The 466-nt window shown below is 53.2% G+C and carries 1 protein-coding gene; it reads left to right on the top strand.

Features of this window, described 5'->3' with window-relative positions; all coding sequences use genetic code 11:
- Positions 1-20: 20 nt before the first annotated feature.
- The coding region (locus tag EXE41_RS18740) for a hypothetical protein (RefSeq protein ID WP_137691804.1) at positions 21-466 on the top strand (446 nt) is incomplete at its 3' end.

Below are 466 nucleotides of genomic sequence, written 5' to 3'. Positions count from 1 at the left end.
GTGGGCTCGACGAGGGTCAGGTGCAGGAGACGTACCTCTCGGAGTCGCTCGCGGAGTATGGCCTAGGTACTTGGGTAACTCAGGAGGAGGTTCGCGTTTACGACGAATCAGAGGATGATGTGGCGTTCGTGGAACCTGCGAACGGCTGGTTTTTCGGTGTGAATTTTTTTGTCTACAATGCTGGCGGGGAGGAACTGTCGGAACGGCGGACGGAAGATTTCAGTCTCTATATCGACGGTACTGAGTACGACCCAATAACTGACCTCCCAAGTGACGAGTTTGCTTTTGAGGATGTGAGAGAGTATTTCGATGCGGCAATTGCCCCCGATTACGTTGGTTCTACCGAAACTATCCGTCCTGATTCATTCGGATTCATCGGTGGGATCTTCGATATCGACACCGATCCGACGGAGTGGGCGATCAACGTGACTGGTGCGCTTGAGACAGAGCCGGATCAGGATCAGTA

Origin of the sequence: Halorubrum sp. SD690R, from assembly GCF_005435035.1 — an archaeon.
Classification (GTDB): Archaea; Halobacteriota; Halobacteria; order Halobacteriales; family Haloferacaceae; genus Halorubrum; species Halorubrum ezzemoulense.
This window is presented reverse-complemented; position numbering and strand designations above follow the sequence as displayed.